This is a genomic window from Paenibacillus zeirhizosphaerae, assembly GCF_030705605.1.
GTDB classification, from domain to species: domain Bacteria; phylum Bacillota; class Bacilli; order Paenibacillales; family Paenibacillaceae; genus Paenibacillus; species Paenibacillus zeirhizosphaerae.
This window is the reverse complement of record NZ_JAPCKK010000011.1, coordinates 126,997-144,560: the sequence shown is the minus strand read 5'-3', so window position 1 is coordinate 144,560 and position 17,564 is coordinate 126,997. Positions and strand designations below refer to the sequence as shown.

The window sequence follows — 17,564 nt, the reverse complement described above, 5'->3', positions numbered from 1 at the left end:
GCTTTTGTGCATCGCCAACCCTCTTTTGGTTTAACATAATTGAAACGGGCTGTCCTAAGCCATTTTAGGCCCTTATTTCACAAAGGACTATCAAATTGTCCGTGGAGCGGCTGATGATATAGGGCCCTCCTGCCCAGGAGTCAACTTTGTCCGTCTTTCCGCCCCTACAGGAAGAAGAGGGATTACACGGCCTGCCGGAAGCGGCTCGGGCAGTGTTTGCGAAACGGTCCATTCGGCTGCGTTATCCGCTGCGGAGCGCTGCTCCATGAGGCGCCTGGCAACCTCATAACACTCATCAATGTGCCGGTTGCCGATCATGCGCATGGCGGTGAAGCCGAGCGCGGCAGCCAGTCCCTGGCCCAGCAGCGGAACCAACCTGGCCGCCTGTTTGGTGGCGATGCGCAGGCCTATCTTCTGCAGCAGGTGCAGGATGATCTCCCGTGTAATGACACGCCCGATTAGCTTGCTTCCCACCGACGTGATCAATCCGTACACCATGGACTTCGTTTCCGTATCCATACCGGATAGCTCCCTTTCGGATAGGCCGAATTTGGCGTTAATGTCAGGCAGTAGCTGCATCAGAATGCCTACATCTGCGAATATATCCGCGCCGGGAAGCGGAATCAGAGTTGTTCCTCCCGAAGCGATGGCTCGTTTGGTTACCATGGATCTGCATTCCCGCCGTATGTGGTCCAGCTCTTCTATTGTATGTGGTATCATTGTCATTCTCCTTTCATGGCCCTGCGGACCGATTTTATATTACATATAATGTTCATAAACCAATACCACAGAATTCGAAGCGACATTTACCGTATAACTATAGATATTTACAAGAAGATGAACGTATGTATCGAAAAAATGCGGAACAGGTTCGAGTTTACGGGACACGACAGATGCTTCATAATAATTGCAGATTCGTATATATGCGCGAAGAAAGGAAGAGAATTCACATATGACACTTAAAAACGTATATTTCAACCATGACGGAGGCGTAGACGATCTGGTCTCGCTGTTCATGTTGCTGCAAATGGAGGATGTGCGCCTGACTGGGGTATCTGTCATTCCTGCGGACGGTTATCTGGAGCCGGCTACAGACGCCAGCCGTAAAATTATCGACCGCTTCGGGGACGGAACCATCGAGGTGGCCAAATCCAACTCACGTGGTAAAAATCCGTTCCCCGCAGCCTGGCGCATCCATTCGTTCTATGTAGACGCCCTGCCGATCCTGAATGAGTCGGGCCGTATGGAGGCCCCGTTGTCCGAGCTTCCTGCGCATCGTCATCTGATTGAGAAGGTTCGTGAGGCGGAAGGGAAAACGCTGCTGCTCTTTACCGGGCCGTTGACCGACCTGGCACGCGCATTGGATGAGGCGCCTGATATCGAGGATAAAATCGAGAAGCTTGTCTGGATGGGAGGAACCTTCGAGAAGGGCAACGTGGAAGAACCGGAGCATGACGGGACAGCAGAATGGAATGTGTATTGGGACCCGGAAGCTGCGCTGCGCGTATGGCAGAGCGGGATCGAAATCGATCTGGTTGCGCTGGAGAGCACGAACAAAGTGCCGCTGACTCCGGCCGTGCGCAGACGCTGGGCATCGGAACGCCGTTACGAAGGCGTTGATTTCCTTGGCAACTGCTACGCAGGCTGTCCACCGCTCGTCTATAGCGAGAACAATTCCACTTACTATCTGTGGGATGTGCTGACAACGGCTTCCGTCGGCCGCCCGGACCTGGTGAGAAAGAAAACGGTCAACTGCACGGTGATCTCCGCTGGGCCAAGCCAGGGCAGAACGGTCGCTGTATCGGACGGTCGTCCGGTCCAGTTGGTTTACGATACCGAGCCGGAGAGCTTTTTTGACTACATGACAGATTTGGCGAAAAAAGCTGCTCCGCAGCGGTATTAAGCCTGTCCTTATTTCTTTTGACCCTTCTTAAAGGTCAAAAATAGGACTTATTTCACCAACTTTCGACATATTGTTCGCCTTTCATGCACAAAAATTACATATATAGTGCTGTGGGTTGCCATTTCACGAAAGTTTATGTATAATTCAAGGAGTTGGCGCGTTTAATGTACGGTAGTCCTTGATGAGGGTGGGTTCATGAAGCTGCTGGACAGTAATGAGAGTAAGAAACGTTTATACCGGATTTATAATGATATTTCGAAGGATTTGTTTGGATTCGGTACCACGCTTTTGCGAGCTACCGTTGACGACAATCTAATCACCCTCGTTGCGAAGCATCGGCGTTCTCCGCGTTCAGTCGCCTTGGAAGGGGAAGCCCCCGGCTTGAAGCTGGAAGTGGATTTCCGTATGTCCTTGTTGTATAAGAAGAGACTGCGCGAGAAGCTGGAACAAGAAATGGGGCTTGATATTGAGGTCCTTCTCCGTGATTATGACACCGGGACCCAGTGGGCTGTTACCAATATCATGCTCAAGCCATCCTGATACAAGTGCATATTTCGGCTTTTCGCCTCGGATCTATCTGAGGGGAGAACCTGTTTTTACTATTAGAAGGCAGCGCTTATCTTTGTTTACGAAGAAAAGTGTTCTTGATTATTCAAGAATACTTTTCTTTTTTTCTATTTAAAATAAGGTAGCTATTACATTGTGGGGGGAAAAAAGAATGAAAAAATGGTTTGGCGGTCTGATTACAGTTACACTCGCATCTGCATTGCTGGCAGGCTGCGGAAGCAGCGCAAGCACTAACGAAAATGCCGAAGGCGGCAGCTCCGCGCAAGGAGAGAAGCAAAAGCTCGTTGTATCTACCTGGGGTTTTTCCGAGGACTTCTTCAAAGCTAACGTATATGCCCCGTTTGAGAAGGAGCATAATGTGGAGATTGTGGTGGATACCGGCAATAATGCAGAGCGTTTGAATAAAATCCGTCAAGGCAGCTCCGATGTCGATGTGGTATTCCTCTCAGACTATTATGCACAGCAGGGGATACAGGAGGAGCTGTTTGACACGATTGACCGTTCGAAAATCCCGAATGTTGATAAAATCTATGACATTGCAAAAGTGCCGCTTGGCGAGGAATACGGTCCTGCCTACACGATCGGACGCCTTGGAATTGCCTACAATCCAGGCATGGTATCCGGAGAAGTAACATCCTGGGCGGATCTGTGGAGTTCTAAATTTGCAAGCAACCTGACCCTGCCTAATATTACATCCACCGCAGGTCCGATGGCTGTGGACATTGCCTCCAAAGTAGGCGGCAGTACGGAATTTAATGAGGATGCTGCGTTCACCAAGCTTGCGGAGCTGAGCCCGAATATCGTCAAATTCTACGGCCAGACCTCCGAGTTCGTCAATATGTTCAGCCAAGAGGAAATTGCCGGCGGACCTATTATGGAAATGTACTTTAAAGACCTCAAGGAAGCCATCCCGGATGCGAAGTTTGTGGCCCCTTCCGAAGGAGCTTATGCGGTTATGAATACGGTGAACATCGTTAAAGGAAGCGATCAGAAGGAGCTGTCTGAAGAATTCGTAAACTGGATTCTCAGCAAGGAAGTACAAGAAGCATCCGCCAAGGCGAAAGTGGATTCTCCGGTGAATACGGAGGTTGTACTGAGCGGTGCTGATGCAGAAGGCATTACTTACGGTGCTGACGTTGTGGAGAAGCTTGTTAAGCTGGACATGTCCTTTGTCAATGAACATATCAAAACATGGACAGACCGCTGGAATAGGGAAGTTGCACAATAATGAAAAAAGTGATCCTGGATGTAGACACGGGTATTGATGATGCATTAGGCATAGTGCTCGCTGTGAAGAGCGGGCGTCTGAATATTCAGGCTATTACAACGGTATGCGGCAACGTATCGCTGGAGCAAGCAACCTTGAATACATGCAAAATCATGGATCTTTTGGAGTATCCGGATATTCGAGTGTACAAGGGCGCAGACGCGCCCTTGGTCCGGAAGCATTATGACGAAAAACGGATTCATGGTGAGGATGGTATGGGAGGAGCATTGAAAAATGCAGAGGCGCGTACCGCACCTTCCGCCGGATTTGCACCTGACATCATGATTAACCTTGCGAAACAGCATCCGGGCGAGCTTACACTGATCTGTACCGGTCCGTTGACCAATCTGGCACACGCTTTATTGAAGTGTCCTGAGCTTCCCCGCTATGTCAAAGAAGTTATTTTTATGGGTGGGGTGATTCACGGCCCTGGGAATGTGACGCCTGTAGCCGAGTACAATATGTATGCTGATCCTGAAGCCGCCCGCATTGTGTTTCATGCCGGGTTTGGCAGATTGACCCAGGTTGGGCTGGATGTTACGCGCAAGGCTCTTCTTACGGCCGAAGACGTGGCGCAGATGGCTGACCCTCAGTTACGTGCTTTTGTTCAGGAGAGCACCGCTGATTATACGAGAAGGTATGAAGCGCGCTACGGCGTGCGGGCATGCGCGCTGCATGACCCGCTCGCCGTGGGTGTTGCTATAGAGCCTAGCCTTGTGCAGACTTCCTCTCTGTATGTGGACATAGAGACCTCGAGCCGTCTATGTGACGGACAGACGGTCGGCGATGTCCAGAACAGACTGGGCCACCCGTCGAACATGGCGGTGTGCGAAGCGGTGAATAGCAGAGCATTTCTGGATCTGTTCGTCAGGGAGGTCGGCAAAACGACGCTGTCCCCTGCCGGTCAGGGGAAGCATAAACCATTTTTGGGTTAAGAGAATTGACCCGCCGCAAGGAGTTGCACATGAAGAGAACATACCTGTACTGGCTGCTGCTGCCTGGTCTGCTCTTCCTGACGGTATTTATGATCATTCCCATCGTGCTGACGATTGGATCGACCTTTGTTCAGGAGGGCTCCTTCACTCTGGAAGGCTATCTGTACTTTTTTAAAGACCCTTATTTCTTGAAAATACTGTTAACCACACTGCAAGTTAGCGTTGTGACTACGCTGCTGAGTGTGCTGCTCGGCTTTCCGACCGCTTATTATATTTCGCAAAAAGCGCCGCGCAGCAAAGGTATTCTGCTGGCCCTGGCCATCTTCCCGCTGCTGACCAGCCCTGTGGTGCGTTCCTTTAGCTGGATGGTCATTCTTGGACGTAAGGGTTTGGTGAATGAGACACTTACAGGACTCGGCCTCGTGGATAAGCCGCTTGAAATTCTGTATACGCCTGTCGCCATGATTATCGGCCTCGTTCATCTGTTTCTGCCGCTGATGATCATATCGCTGGTTGGGGTGCTTGAGAATATTGACAATGATCTTGTAAAGGCCGCACAGAGCCTGGGCGCATCACGTTTTGGCGCTTTCCGCAGGATTGTATTTCCGCTTGCGGTGCCGGGTCTGATTATCGGCTGTGTGCTGGTGTTCGTGGGAAGTCTGACGGCATATACGACTCCCGCGCTGCTTGGAGGCAAGCAGCGGGTCATTGCGACCTTCCTGTACCAGAATGCGGTGACGCTGAACGACTGGTTCCTTGCATCGGTTATCGCAACAATTATGATTGTCATTACATTTATTGTGGTTGGTCTGTTGAACAAAACGGCGGTCAAACTCAATCCGAAGGGGTAGGTGGATATGCGGGAGAAACATTTCGGGCTGGGCTTGTTCAGTCTGCTGGTCTTCATCTTTTTGCTGGGCCCGCTTCTGATCATTTCCGCCACTTCATTTGAACCTGGAACCGTGCTGAAATTTCCGCCGGAGAGTCTTTCGCTGCGCTGGTACCGGAATATTTTTGAGGTAGATATGTTCATGTCCTCCTTCTGGACTTCCATGATCGTATCTCTGGCAGGCAACATTCTGGCTTTGCTGCTGGGCGTGCCGGCCGCTTATGCGCTGAGCCGCTTTTCATTCCGGGGCAAAGGGTTGCTGAATGCGCTATTTCTGTCTCCGGTGCTGATTCCCGGCATTGTGCTCGGTTTTACGCTGCTGAGGTATCTGATTGTCGTTTATCATCTTCCTGTTATGGCAGGGCTTCTGATCGGACACACGGTGATTATGCTGCCGTTTGTAATCCGTGTTATCGCATCGAGTTTATCGAATTTCGATTTTGCTGTTGAAGAAGCGGCGATGAGTCTGGGGGCAGGCCGGCTGCAAACCTTCTTCCAGGTGGTGCTGCCGAATATCCGTTCAGGCATTATCGCGGCGGTACTGATTGCTTTTCTGGAGTCTTTCAATAATGTAGACATCTCGGTATTCATGACCGGTCCGGGTTTCAGTACGCTTCCGATCCAGATGCTGACGTATGTGGAGAACTATTTTGATCCGACGATCGCCGCTATCTCGGTACTGCTGATGATTTTGACCGGGGTGCTGATGTTCTTGCTGGAGCGGCTCATGGGCTTGTCTTATTTCACTAAAAGGTAATGGGGGCTTCAGGTTATGGCACTTCTGACATTAGACCGCGTATCCGTGGCCTACAATAATACGTATATTTTAAAGGATTTTGATCTGCAGCTCGAAAAGGGACAACTGCTGTCTCTGCTCGGCCCAAGCGGTTGCGGCAAAACAACAACATTGCGCCTGATCGCCGGCTTTCTCGAAGCCAAGGAAGGCAAGTTCCTGTTCGGTGGAAAGGACTACACCCGTGTTCCGGTGAACAAACGCAACTTTGGCTTTGTGTTTCAAAGCTATGCACTGTTTCCGCATTTGTCCGTGTATGACAATGTGGCGTTCGGACTGCGGCTGCGCAAGGTGAAGGAAGATGAAGTCAAGCGGCGTGTCATGAACATGCTGGATATCGTCAGCCTTGGCGACTTCGAGAAGCGTTTCCCCGGAGAACTGTCCGGTGGCCAGCGGCAGCGGGTTGCGATTGCGCGAGCGCTCGTCATTGAGCCGGATCTGCTGCTGTTTGATGAACCGCTCAGCAACCTGGACGCCAATCTGCGGGTGAACATGCGTGTTGAGATTCGCCGTATTCAGCAGGAGCTGGGGATTACTACGGTCTATGTGTCCCATGATCAGGAGGAGTGCTTTTCGATTTCTGACCAGGTGGCCATTATGAACAAGGGGAACATTGAACAGCTTGATGCTCCGTCTGCAATCTTCAAATATCCGTCAACGGAATATGTAGCCCGGTTTATCGGCTTCAATAACTTCCTGTCTTTCGATGAGAGCGCAGTGGAGAACGACGGACAACTTTCGCTTACTTCCGGGGGCAGGCCTTTCCTGTTGTCTCGCAACCCCGGCACGGCACAGCAAGGCGCACGGACAGGCGCAATTCGTCCCGATGATATCATCATCCGGGAGAGCACAGGAGAGAGCGGAGCCAATGACATTGCAGGCATCATTAAGGTGAGTACCTATCTTGGGAGAAGCTACCAATATGTTGTGGAGACGGAGTATGGTCTCTTCACCGCTAATCAGGAAACGGATGTGCCTTACCGGAGTGGTCAGCGGGTCGTTCTGCATTTTCCCAAAGACAAAATGGTGCTTGTTCAGTCATGAGCTATCACAGCGGTCCGGCGTATGCGCCTCCGGTTTCAGCCGAAGGTACGCAGCAGCAAGAACAGCGAACTGAGAAGGAGAAACCTTATGCGTGCAGATAAGCTGATTTTACAAGTGCAAGTATACAATAGCTTTTACAAGCGGTTTGAATTAGGAAATGTAGCACTGCTTAACGGCCAATTCATGTACATCGGCAGCCGCGGGCTGGATACGTTCCATGCCGATGAGATTGTCGAGGGCGGCGGCAGATACATGATTCCCGGTCTGATTGATATTCATCTTCATATTGAGAGCTCGATGGTTACTCCGGCGGCCTTCTCGCATGGGCTGATCCGCAATGGTGTGACAACCATTGTACCGGAGCCCCATGAAATCGCCAATGTGTTCGGCATTGAAGGGATTCAACGGATGATGGATGCAAGCAAGGAATGTACAGCGGATATGTTCTATGCCATTCCAAGCTCTGTGCCGGCAACCCCGATGGAGACGTCCGGCGGTGAAATCGATATTCCGGAAATTGATGCGCTTCTTCAGACCGGAGAGATGATCTGCCTTGGTGAAATTATGAACTATGTGGACGTAATCCGTGATCCGGACAGCAAGACCAACCGGATTCTGAGCCATGTCCGCGAGCATTACCCGGACCTGATCATTGAAGGGCATACCCCAAGGCTGCTCGATTTGGATTTGCATCGTTTGATTTATGCCGGGATCGGGTCCGATCATACCCATCAGAGCATTGAAGGAATGACGGCTCGCATAGCCGCAGGCATGTTCATTGAAATTCAGGAAAAATCGATGACCCCGGAGGTCATGGATTATCTGATCCGTGAAGACGTGGCCCAGCATTTCTGCTTTGTGACGGATGATGTGATGCCCGATTCTTTTGTAGAGCGCGGGCATCTCAATCATATTGTGCGCAAGGCGGTAGAGATGGGCATGAAGCCTGAAAATGCGATCTATGCGGCGACCTTTACACCCGCTGCCCGGATGCGTATGCATGATCGGGGAACCATCTCTCCCGGCAAAATTGCCGACTTTGTGCTGCTGTCCGATTTGGAAACCTTTGAACCGGATCAGGTGTACAAGAACGGCATTAAGGTGTTTGACCGGTATGAAGCACACCAGAGCAAGCTGATATCAGGCAACTTTCCAGAGTATTTTTATCACAGTGTGCAGCTCTCGCTGCTGGAGGAATCCGACTTTCAAATTCATACGAATGCGGAAGAGGGAATGCATGACTGCCGTGTGATGATGGTTAAGGACGGTTCCACTTTTACGGAGGAGCTGATCGTGCCTGCGATGGTGAGCGACGGCTTGGTGCAGTGGGAAGAAGGGGAATATGGTCTGATTGCTACCTTTGAACGGTATGGCAAAAACGGAAATCGCGCTTACGGCTTAATCGGCGGAGATACGATCAAGCGCGGTGCGGTCGCCACAACGTATTCGCACGATAATCATAATCTGCTCGTTGTAGGGCATAATCCGCAGGACATGGTGCTGGCTGCCAACACCGTGATTGCAGGACAAGGCGGCTTCTGCGTTGTTCTCGATGGCAAGGTCCTGGCCCACCTGGCCCTGCCTGTCGGCGGCATCCTCACGGAGGAGCCACTGGATATGGTTGCCGTACAGGTCAAGGAGCTGCGCTCGGCGATGCTTTCGTTAGGTTATCGACATTACAACCCTATTATGTCGATAAGCACACATTCCCTGCCCGTCAGCCCGGCTCTCAAGATTACGGATCACGGCTTGATTGATGTGAATGGGGGCCGGATTGTGCCCCTGCTGGTGGAAAAATAACATGGGACCAGAGAAATGGATACGATAAAACAGGAAAAGCAGCTTTATCCTCATCCGAGGATAAAGCTGCTTTTGTTCTTTTACGTACCGACGTACATTCACAGAAGCCAGACCGCGTTTAGGCGGTCAAGATTTGGTTCTTTCCCTCAGTTTAATAATCAACTCAATGTCTTCATCGGTAAGATGATCAAGAAAATGTTTGCGTATGGACTTGGACATTACGGGACGTGCATCATCCCGTGCTGATTGTCCGGCGGAAGTGATGATGACTTGAACACCGCGGTCTGTGTCCAGCGGTTTCCTCGTCACTAGTCCGCGTTTCTCCATCCGTGTGAGGTGATGTGATAATCGGCTCTTATCCCAATCCATCGAATCGGCCAATTCCTGTTGGCGAAGGCTGCCATTTCCTAAAAGGACTAACCTGTCTAATACTCCGAAATCCCCCTCTGATAGTCCTGTGTGCTCAAATATGTCTTTTACGACACGGCCAAAGATGTTCTTAAAGGAGCTTTTCCACATATACCATATTCGCATTTCTTCTGCATTCAATTCGTTGTTATCCATAGCAACATCATAACACGGTTGACACATCAACTTCAATATGTTACACTGAATACAGGTTGATACATCAACTAAATGCAGGCCGTATTCGGCCACATAATCGATACAAAAAGGAGACAGACTATGGCTTCTCAGGATAAACCCGTCGCCCTGGTCACCGGGGCCAACAAAGGAATCGGTCTTCAAATCGCGAAGGATCTTGCGGCGCACGGCTTCACCGTGCTCGTCGGGTCGCGCAACCTGGAGCTTGGAGAGACGGCCGCGCAGAGCGTCGGAGCGGATGCTCGCGCCCTCCAGCTCGACGTCACGGATCAGGCCTCCATCGCCGCTGCCGCAGAGCGTATCCGCAGTGAGTTTGGACGTCTTGATGTGCTCGTCAACAACGCAGCCATCTCGCATACGCGGCGGCCGCCGGGCATGTCCGTCGAGGAGTATGCTAAGTCGACCCTGCCGAGCAACGTGTCCCTCGATGAATTGCGTGCGGTGTTCGAGACCAACGTGTTCGGCGTCGTTGCCGTTACCCAGGCGATGCTTCCGCTTCTGCGTGAGGCCCCGGCAGCCCGCATCGTCAACGTGTCGAGCGGCGCTGGCTCGCTGACGATGAACGCGGCCCCGGACTTCCCTTGGCGCTCAATCTACGGCCCCGTCTACCCTGCGTCCAAAACGGCGCTCAACGCCATGACACTTGCCATGGCGATCGAACTGGAGTCGACGGGCATCAAGGTGAACGCTGTAAGCCCGGGCTTCGCTGCGACGGCTCTCAACAATTTCGCGGGCACGCTCACCGTTCAACAGGCTGCACGCGAGCCCGTGCGCCTCGCGCTCCTCGGCCCGGACGGACCGACAGGCACGTTCTCGGGTGAGAACGGCCCAATTCCATGGTGATACAGGCTCTCGCGCATGATCCGAAGGAATCGTAGGATAGGAAATGAAGTGCAAGTGTTTGCCGGATGATCTTAGAAGCTTGCTTGACCGCTTCTTCACAGAAACGGTTGGGCCAATCTCTCTAAAAAATATGTTTCTATATAAAAATTATGTTTCTATGGAAAGGAAAGATATATAATGGAAATCAAAGTTAATGCACCTGCTCAAGTCATCTCAGTGAAGCCGATCATGCTGCCCGCCCCGGGCCGTGGTGAAGATTTGCAAGTACGAGTATCTGCGCCCGTGACTGGGAATGAATTGCCTATAATCGTTTTCTCACACGGCTTTGGCTCGTCGCTGGATGGCTACGCCCCGTTGGTCGATTTCTGGGCTGCCCACGGCTTCGTGGTCATTCAATCCACCCATCTCGACTCAAGAAGACTGGGCCTTGCTCCGGAAGATCCGCGTACACCATTGATCTGGCGTTTTCGGGTCGAGGACATGAAGCACATTCTTGATCAGCTCGATCTGATTGAGGCTTCTGTTCCTGGCCTCAGCGGACGCCTTGATCGCAGCCGCATTGCCGCAGTCGGACACTCCTTCGGGGGCCAGACGGTGGGTATGCTGCTGGGAGCGCGGGTTCTCGATGCCCACGGCAAACCAGGAGAGGACCTGTCCGACTCGCGGATCAAGGCGGGCGTGCTGCTTGCCACGACTGGCAAGGGCGGGGATGACCTGACCCCGTTCGCGGCCGAGCACTTCCCGTTTATGAATCCGAGCTTCGCGGAGCTGACTACGCCGACCCTTGTGGTCGCGGGGGACCATGACCAGTCCCACCTGTCCACGCGGGGGCCGGACTGGTTCACCGACCCGTACTTCCTGAGCCCAGGCAGCACGGACCTGCTTACTTTGTTCGGGGCCGAGCACATCCTTGGTGGAATCTCCGGCTATGATGTCAAGGAAACGACGGACGAGAGCCCCGAACGAGTGGCCCTGATCCAGCGTGTCACGTGGGCTTATCTTCGCAACGCGCTTGGACTTGATGATTCGAGTTGGGCGGCAGTTCGCACGGCTCTGGAAGAGAGCGCCAACCCGCTGGGCCGCATCGAGTCCAAGTAAGGGTCTGACGGACATATCGTTTTAAACAACTGCTCTTCTGGCGGACACTCACATGGTGTCCGCTTTTTTTAGTTCGCCCAGCAAGTGCGTCATCTCTAGGGTGAAAGTCCCGAACGGGGGCTGGCGAGCGCCTACTGTTAGCCAAGAGCAAGGTGGATCCATATTCCTCTTGGCAGCGAGAGGTCAATGGGAACGATGAGTTCCTCTAAAGGTATGACATTTCCTGTAGGGTTTCATAGATAAGGTTGACAAATTCTCAATTGGAATCTTTTAAGAGGATATTTTTAATCATTCACGAATATTATGTAACAGCTATTATGTAAAAAAATACTTAATTTCTATTTTTTAAATATCAGTATTATAAAATATGTTGGTCGGCCGACTTGCATAATATACCATGTGAGGTGTTAGATAATGACAAAACAATTCAAAAACATAGCAGCTTTGCTCTATAGATTATCGTGTTAATATCGAGAAGCGTTGGTGGAAATCTGTTTGGAGCTTTAAGTGAATTAATTAATAGTTCTCTAATTAAATATCTTGAAGGTGCTAAAGGAGCAGCAATTTAGTATGGCTATACTACATGATAAAGATAATAAAGGGACCTTTGTAAAATTTACCTTTTTAAGATGTATTCCTGGTGAATATGAGGGATGCCGGCTTAATTTCCAGTATCATAAAGCAAATAAAATAATTTATGACTTGGATTTTGGATGGACAAATATAACAATAAAAAATTACATTGAACTAACTTCTGTTTTTCCTCTTGAGATACAAAATGGTATACAATTAAACCAACTATATACCTCATTTGAAAATCACCTGTATGGGTTGGAATGGAAAGAGCTAGGGATTAAAAACGCTTATCAATTGAGGTTTTTCGGTTCCCAGCAAAATTTTTTGATTAATGCAAATTATGATAATATAAGACAATTTGGTAATGATTTAAGGCTGGAATGGGAACGAGGGCTTAACCTCCATTAAGTTAGAGAACACCCTGTAAGAGAAAAGATACCTACAAGCTGGCGCCGAAATTCACTCGGCGTCAGCTATTTTAATTCCGGAAGGAATAGTAAAAGTGAAGGAGTATTCATTCAATCTTCATGCAAAGCTTCCCCATCATGCCTGTTCAATTGAAAGCCAGCATGCTATAATCAAAACAAGATTTAGATTAAGTCTAAATTCTAATATGCTGAATTTGTATAAATACAGCATAAGATTCAAGCAAACTTAAGAACATAATCGGACACACAACTATTTTAGATCCGGGAAGGGGTAAACGAATATGTCCACATTGAAAAACACCAACACGAACTCAGTCGAAGAGGCTGCAGTCCATCTGTATGAGGCGTTAAACCGCCAGGTGGCTACATGGTCCGTTCTTTATACGAAGCTGCACCATTTTCACTGGTATGTAAAAGGGCCTCATTTCTTTAGATTGCATGCAAAGTTTGAAGAGCTATATGATGAAGCGGCCGGGCATCTGGATACGATAGCGGAGCGCCTGCTTGCGATCGGCGGCCGTCCGGCAGCAACGATGGCGGAGTATCTGCAGCTGTCCATTGTGCGTGAGGCGGAAGGACAGCCAAGTGCCGAGGAGATGGTTGCGACGGTAGTCAGCGACCTGAAGCTGGTAGCTTCGGATCTGGCCACAGGTATGGAATCGGCGGAATCGGCAGGAGACCCTTCAACTGCTGATATACTGAACGGCATGCGGGAATCGGTGGACAAGCACATCTGGATGCTGAACGCTTTTTTGGGCAAATAAAGCTACGGTGTCTAACAGGGATGGAAGGCATTGTCACGGATGTGTAGATCACGTGAACAAAAGCCTCATTCCATTGGTTCTCCCTGTTCCGGGGCGTATAATGGAGGATACTAAGCAGGAGGGGCCGGACGGCCCCGCGGGCACGGAACAGGGGGAGCAGCATATTGCAAACGGAAAGTACAGTGCTTCTGCAGGAAGCGGAGCATTTTATATATAAATGTTATCAGGAGCTGGGTCTGAGCCGCGAGGAAGCGGGGGCCCGGTTTCTTGAGGTAAAAAGGGAAATTGAACTCACAGGAACCTACGAGCATACCTTTGCCGAGCTAGAGCACGGAGCCCGCATGGCCTGGCGGAACAGCAACCGCTGTATCGGGCGGCTGTTCTGGGATAAGCTGCGCATCAGGGATGAGCGTCACGTCACCGGAGCTGCCCATATTGCGGAATCATTATTCCGTCATGTTGAGACGGCCACGAACGGCGGGAAGATCATTCCTACCTTGACGGTGTACAGGCCCTCACAGCCGGACCAACCAGACATCCGAATCTGGAACCATCAGTTGATCCGTTATGCCGGGTATGAGACGGAGCATGGTATTGTTGGTGATCCGGGCTCTCTTCAGCTCACAAAGCTGTGCCAGCGTCTGGGTTGGCAGTCCCCGGGTACCGATTTTGATGTTCTCCCGCTGCTTATTGAGGCGGACGGGCAGGCGCCTGCCCTATTTCCGATTCCGGAGCAAATGGTGAAGCAGATCAACATCGATCACCCGGACATCGAGGGATTCGCTGCGCTGGGCCTGCGCTGGTACGCGGTGCCCATTATTGCTGACATGATGCTGAGCATCGGCGGCATCTGTTATACGGCCGCACCGTTCAACGGCTGGTATATGGGAACCGAGATTGGCGCGCGCAATTTTGCGGATACGTTCCGCTATAACAAGCTGCCTGCAGTAGCAGAGTTGATGGGGCTTGACCGTTCAAGCGAAACGACGCTCTGGAAAGATCGTGCGCTGATTGAGCTGAATGCGGCTGTGCTGCATTCGTTCCGGCGAGACGGGGTGAGTATCGTCGATCATCATACGGCGGCTGCTCAATTCAAGCTGTTCGAGGAACGGGAACGGAAAGCTGGCCGGGAGCTGACAGGGGATTGGACCTGGCTGATTCCGCCCCTTTCACCTGCCGCCACCCATATTTTCCATAGCTCTTATGAAAACAGAGTGCTGAAGCCTAACTTTTTTGCCCAGGAGAAGAAGTACGAGCCCCTTCGGGGCACTGGCGGTTGTCCGTTCCATTAGGTTATGATCTCATATGAATAGAACAGATGATGTAGATTGATTTATGGGGGCACAAGCAGAATTGAAGACAAAGCAATTGGAGCAATGCATTGAAGAGCTGCTGCTGCGGGCGGATATCGGCGTGAGCGTCCGGTTGGAAAAGAAATTTCCCGGCGGGCGTATGGTAGGGGGCAAATACAATATGAATACCCACACCATCACCATGTATACTGATGTTATTCAGGCACAGTGCCAGCAAATGTTTGGAAGCCTGGAGCGGGCTGAAGATTATTTTGCTGTCGTGCTCGCTCATGAAATCGGCCATGCGGCTGATCCGGAGTTGCGGGTGTTGTCGGAGGTCATGGACGAGGCAGATGATCCGTATTTGAGGCGGCTGACCGCGCTGCGGATTGAAGAAAATGCGTGGAACTATACATTGAACCTGCTGCCTGAGGCAGAATCCAAGTTTATATCCATCATCATTGACGAGTCGCTGCTGGCCTACCGCGAGAAGGTGCAGGACCGGACGGTTACAGCATAAGTGTACATCGACGTATTTTCGCAGAAGACAGACCGCGTTTAGCGGAAATTTAACTGGCGATTAAAGAATGCTTCAGCTCTGCTGAAAGCTTATACATGCTTGAAACTAAAAAAAGGAGCGTTCCCCGTCCATTTGGCCGGAGATCGCTCCCTTTTGGTTTGCAAAAAAACTGATTATTGCGGATTGGTTGTCCAGATCCCTGCGGTTTTGATGAACACGCGTGCTGGCAGCTTCAGGGTCGCCAATACCAGCTCGGCCACGTCTTCCGGCTGCATCATGCGGTCCTCCTCACCGATCTTCAGACCGGCATTGGAGGAAAGCTCTGTGTTCACCGTGCTAGGTGTCAAAGCCGTAACCCGGATGTTGGATTTGCGGACCTCCTGCATCAGCGCTTCGGTAAAGCCCATTACCGCGAATTTGGAAGCATTATAGGCTGAACCGGTCGCGAAGCCGCGTTCGCCGGCTGACGAGGAAATGTTGATAATGGTTCCACTGCTTTGCGCCATCATGCTCGGCAGGGCGGCACGGGTGACATAGTAGGTGCCCATCAGGTTGACGCGTATAATGCGTTCCCACTCTTCCGGGTCCATATCCAGGACGGTACCGAAGGTGGCGGTTCCCGCGTTATTGATCAGAATGTCAATCGCGCCAAGCTCCGTTTCGAGCGATGCTACAGCCGCTTCAGCCTGTGTGCGGTCGGACACGTCCGCCACCGCGCTGGCTACTTTTACATCGTATGTGCTTCCCAGCGCAGCCTGGAGCTGCTCCAGATCGGCGGCTGTCCGGGCGATGAGTCCGAGGCTGACGCCTTCTTTGGCCAGAATTTCTGCGATGGCTTTGCCAATGCCTTTACCCGCACCGGTGATGATGGCAGTTTTATTTTTCAGTTCCATAAGAATGAGCCTCCTGATTACAAGGGGTTGTATAATAAAAAGTTTAGTCCTCTGCGGATACCTGCACCATTAATTCGTAGGTGTCGAGGGAAGCGCCAAGAATGGCTTCGTTTTTGCCCCGCCCGTGATGAGCCGCCCGGAATGCGTCGCTTGACGTCCAATTGCGGAAGGACTGCTCATCGTCCCACATCGTGCAGACCTTCAGTTCTTCCTGCTCCTTGTTTACACCGTGCCATACTTCGAGACGCACAAAACCAGGCATTTCCTGTACGCCCTGCCCCTCGGCAAAACGTTCGGCCAGCTCTTGACCGGCCCCTTCCTTGACTTTGATCGTATTGGTAACAACGAACATGGTTATTCTCCTCCCGATTAAGATCCGCTTGGAGCGGTAATGCACATGACAAGTTTATTATACCGATTTCTTCCTGGGGAAAACAAACGGAGGCAGGAGGAGGGAAGAGCCTACTCGCTGATTCTGATATCTCCCGATGTTGTATTCACTTTAATGACGTTGGTGGCGCCTGGAGAAGAAACAGGGGCTTCAACTTCACCGGAGCTGGCACGGACATCATAAATCGCCTTGAAAGCGGGAGCGGTGCGGATATCGACATCTCCGGACTTGAGTTCAATGTCCAGATTACCTGCTTCCCGCTGTTCGACACTAACACTTCCTGAAGTCGACCGGATAGCCCCATCACCGCTGAGTCCCTTCAATTCAATGTCACCGGAAGTTAACTCAAGATTGACAGCCGCTTTCGCATCTTGAATGGACACGTCACCGGATGTCATGTTGACGGCCAATTGCCCTCCTCTAAAATCACGGATGTTGAGGTCACCGGAAGTAAGCTCTATGTGGGTCTCTTGTACTCTGGCATTCGTCACTTCAATACTGCCCGAGGTGTCCTTAATATCTAATCGGCTGAGTTCGGTTCCACGAGGCACCGCAACGGTAATTTGGCTTCTGGAGCCCGGGCCGAACGCGAAGAGTTCAATCGGCTGCCGCTCTGGCTCCATATCAAGCCCCAGCTTTGCACCTTCAAGCCGGGTCTGCTGCAGCCGCTGAATGATATTTTCCTCAAGCCTTCCTTCCAAGGCTACATAGCCCTCATCGCTGCCACTCTCCGTAAATTGGATGTTGGCGTCATGAGGGAAAGCCAGCTTCAGTTCCTGCAGTTCCCCGTCGGAGAAAGTCCACCGCTGTTCGTGTTCAATTAAATCCCGGTCCCCAAGCTTTAAGGATGGGATAAGACCGGATATAGAGGAATTCCAGCCCCAACCCCAGAGCGTCAGTCCTGCTATACCAATGATGATACAAGCCGCACCAAGTAATGAAATTTTCTTGTTCATGG

Annotated in this window: 19 protein-coding genes; 14 read left to right on the top strand and 5 right to left on the bottom strand. The window is 51.2% G+C overall.

Translation table 11 applies throughout. The features are described 5' to 3' along the window. Positions 1 to 90: 90 nt before the first annotated feature. Positions 91 to 720 carry a hypothetical protein gene (locus OIN60_RS05370; protein WP_305753823.1) on the bottom strand — a complete coding sequence of 210 codons (630 nt, stop codon included), beginning with the start codon at positions 718 to 720 and terminating at the stop codon, positions 91 to 93. Positions 721 to 952: 232 nt separating this feature from the next. On the opposite strand from OIN60_RS05370, the gene OIN60_RS05365 reads away from it, so the two are divergent. The 8 genes from OIN60_RS05365 to OIN60_RS05330 all read left to right on the top strand — a co-directional run bounded on the left by OIN60_RS05365 (position 953) and on the right by OIN60_RS05330 (position 9,198). Further along, positions 953 to 1,903, top strand: a complete 951-nt coding sequence (locus OIN60_RS05365) for a nucleoside hydrolase (RefSeq protein WP_305753822.1) — start codon at positions 953 to 955, stop codon at positions 1,901 to 1,903. 195 nt (positions 1,904 to 2,098) lie between these two features. Then, complete coding sequence (locus OIN60_RS05360; RefSeq protein ID WP_305753821.1) at positions 2,099 to 2,443, top strand: DUF2294 domain-containing protein; 345 nt, start codon at positions 2,099 to 2,101, stop codon at positions 2,441 to 2,443. Positions 2,444 to 2,621: 178 nt separating this feature from the next. Next, the gene (locus OIN60_RS05355) at positions 2,622 to 3,698 is read left to right on the top strand and encodes an ABC transporter substrate-binding protein (RefSeq protein ID WP_305753820.1); all 1,077 of its coding nucleotides are present in this window, start codon (positions 2,622 to 2,624) and stop codon (positions 3,696 to 3,698) included. Beyond that, a complete protein-coding gene (locus OIN60_RS05350) occupies positions 3,698 to 4,672 on the top strand; it encodes a nucleoside hydrolase (RefSeq protein WP_305753819.1) in 975 nt (324 codons plus the stop codon). Before OIN60_RS05355 ends, OIN60_RS05350 begins: the two co-directional genes overlap by 1 nt. Before the next feature lie 29 nt (positions 4,673 to 4,701). After that, positions 4,702 to 5,523, top strand: a complete 822-nt coding sequence (locus OIN60_RS05345) for an ABC transporter permease (RefSeq protein WP_305753818.1) — start codon at positions 4,702 to 4,704, stop codon at positions 5,521 to 5,523. A gap of 6 nt (positions 5,524 to 5,529) precedes the next feature. Further along, a complete protein-coding gene (locus OIN60_RS05340; protein WP_305753817.1) occupies positions 5,530 to 6,318 on the top strand; it encodes an ABC transporter permease in 789 nt (262 codons plus the stop codon). 15 nt (positions 6,319 to 6,333) lie between these two features. Beyond that, entirely contained in the window at positions 6,334 to 7,398 is a 1,065-nt protein-coding gene (locus OIN60_RS05335; RefSeq protein WP_305753816.1) for an ABC transporter ATP-binding protein, read from the top strand. Positions 7,399 to 7,485: 87 nt separating this feature from the next. Then, a complete protein-coding gene (locus tag OIN60_RS05330) occupies positions 7,486 to 9,198 on the top strand; it encodes an adenine deaminase C-terminal domain-containing protein (protein ID WP_305753815.1) in 1,713 nt (570 codons plus the stop codon). A 126-nt stretch (positions 9,199 to 9,324) separates the two neighbouring features. Here the strand turns inward: OIN60_RS05330 and OIN60_RS05325 are convergent, their stop codons facing one another. Next, complete coding sequence (locus OIN60_RS05325) at positions 9,325 to 9,762, bottom strand: MarR family winged helix-turn-helix transcriptional regulator (RefSeq protein ID WP_305753814.1); 438 nt, start codon at positions 9,760 to 9,762, stop codon at positions 9,325 to 9,327. A 120-nt stretch (positions 9,763 to 9,882) separates the two neighbouring features. On the opposite strand from OIN60_RS05325, the gene OIN60_RS05320 reads away from it, so the two are divergent. From OIN60_RS05320 to OIN60_RS05295, 6 genes are all read left to right on the top strand, one after another. Next, positions 9,883 to 10,644: an SDR family oxidoreductase gene (locus OIN60_RS05320; RefSeq protein WP_305753813.1), complete on the top strand. Its 762-nt coding sequence runs from the start codon at positions 9,883 to 9,885 to the stop codon at positions 10,642 to 10,644. Between the two features lie 177 nt (positions 10,645 to 10,821). Continuing rightward, entirely contained in the window at positions 10,822 to 11,742 is a 921-nt protein-coding gene (locus OIN60_RS05315) for an alpha/beta hydrolase family protein (protein ID WP_305753812.1), read from the top strand. 570 nt (positions 11,743 to 12,312) lie between these two features. Next, a complete protein-coding gene (locus OIN60_RS05310) occupies positions 12,313 to 12,726 on the top strand; it encodes a hypothetical protein (protein ID WP_305753811.1) in 414 nt (137 codons plus the stop codon). Between the two features lie 301 nt (positions 12,727 to 13,027). Beyond that, on the top strand, positions 13,028 to 13,510 hold the full coding sequence (locus tag OIN60_RS05305) for a Dps family protein (protein ID WP_305753810.1): 483 nt from the start codon (positions 13,028 to 13,030) through the stop codon (positions 13,508 to 13,510). A 164-nt stretch (positions 13,511 to 13,674) separates the two neighbouring features. Next, positions 13,675 to 14,802 (top strand): nitric oxide synthase oxygenase, encoded by a 1,128-nt coding sequence (locus OIN60_RS05300; RefSeq protein ID WP_370872381.1) that lies wholly within the window; start codon positions 13,675 to 13,677, stop codon positions 14,800 to 14,802. Positions 14,803 to 14,863: 61 nt separating this feature from the next. Continuing rightward, on the top strand, positions 14,864 to 15,322 hold the full coding sequence (locus OIN60_RS05295) for a hypothetical protein (RefSeq protein WP_305753809.1): 459 nt from the start codon (positions 14,864 to 14,866) through the stop codon (positions 15,320 to 15,322). A gap of 173 nt (positions 15,323 to 15,495) precedes the next feature. Here OIN60_RS05295 and OIN60_RS05290 read toward each other — a convergent pair whose 3' ends face one another. From OIN60_RS05290 to OIN60_RS05280, 3 genes are all read right to left on the bottom strand, one after another. Continuing rightward, positions 15,496 to 16,215 carry a 3-ketoacyl-ACP reductase gene (locus OIN60_RS05290; protein ID WP_305753808.1) on the bottom strand — a complete coding sequence of 240 codons (720 nt, stop codon included), beginning with the start codon at positions 16,213 to 16,215 and terminating at the stop codon, positions 15,496 to 15,498. Between the two features lie 43 nt (positions 16,216 to 16,258). Further along, positions 16,259 to 16,567 carry an antibiotic biosynthesis monooxygenase gene (locus OIN60_RS05285; protein WP_305753807.1) on the bottom strand — a complete coding sequence of 103 codons (309 nt, stop codon included), beginning with the start codon at positions 16,565 to 16,567 and terminating at the stop codon, positions 16,259 to 16,261. A gap of 110 nt (positions 16,568 to 16,677) precedes the next feature. Continuing rightward, complete coding sequence (locus OIN60_RS05280; RefSeq protein WP_305753806.1) at positions 16,678 to 17,562, bottom strand: DUF4097 family beta strand repeat-containing protein; 885 nt, start codon at positions 17,560 to 17,562, stop codon at positions 16,678 to 16,680. Between the last annotated feature and the right edge of the window lie 2 nt (positions 17,563 to 17,564).